This is a genomic window from Prevotella multiformis DSM 16608 (genome assembly GCF_000191065.1).
Taxonomy (GTDB): domain Bacteria; phylum Bacteroidota; class Bacteroidia; order Bacteroidales; family Bacteroidaceae; genus Prevotella; species Prevotella multiformis.
Genome location: NZ_GL872298.1, coordinates 1 through 783, shown reverse-complemented (window position 1 = coordinate 783; position 783 = coordinate 1). Strand labels below are relative to the sequence as shown.

Sequence of the window (783 nt, the reverse complement as noted above, 5' to 3'; positions counted from 1 at the left end):
TGTTTAGAGGAGATGAACGCTTGAAGACCTTAAAGGAACTCCGTTTTTTCACTTCTTTGGATGATAATACTCAACAGATATTTGCAGGCTGTCCTAATCTTAGAGAGGCATGGATACCCGGCTCTATGACATTTATTGGATCGTGGTTTTCTCTCGGGAGTCCCAACCTGAGCACAGTCGTGATGTGCGGGGACATCCCTCCAGCTGTATCTTCAAACTTTATGTATATAGATACACATTACAGATACCCTAAAGGCTTACGGATTTTCGTTCCAGACAAATCACTTGAAACATATAGAGACAGATGGGCATCATATAACAACGGCGCAGGAGAAGATATTATCAGCTTTCTTCACCCGATGAGTGAGTATCACGGTTGATACTCGCTCAAGGGGCGTATATGCTTTATGTAGAACAGGCACCTCTTACCCCAATCAGGACTCTGCTTATACTCCTCTATCAAATGAGAGGCCACATACAAATTATCAAGATGACAACCCAAACAGCACCAATATCTATCTGCTTCTAGTAATACGTCCCCTTTTAGGACTAAACTCTTTATTTCAGAATCATGAAAGACCAATTCATCAAGTGCTGTCGCAGTCGCAGGAATTATCACACATTCCCCCTTGCAATTCGCAAACATAGAATGTGGAACTACCTTTAACCCTTCCGGCAGCATGATGGTCCCAAATGTAGAACCAGCAAAATATCCACGACCGTTACGTAAAGACGTGAAATATTGGAACTCCTTGAATCCTTTTATCGTACGGCCAGCGAACG

1 protein-coding gene and 1 pseudogene are annotated in these 783 nt (G+C 42.8%); one reads left to right on the top strand and one right to left on the bottom strand.

Features of this window, described 5'->3' with window-relative positions:
* Positions 1–380, top strand: a pseudogene (locus HMPREF9141_RS13750) (hypothetical protein); the annotation flags it as partial.
* On the opposite strand, the gene HMPREF9141_RS13745 reads toward HMPREF9141_RS13750, so the two are convergent.
* The coding region (locus tag HMPREF9141_RS13745) for a hypothetical protein (RefSeq protein ID WP_007369114.1) at positions 371–783 on the bottom strand (413 nt) is incomplete at its 5' end. The pseudogene HMPREF9141_RS13750 and the gene HMPREF9141_RS13745 sit on opposite strands and share 10 nt — an antisense overlap.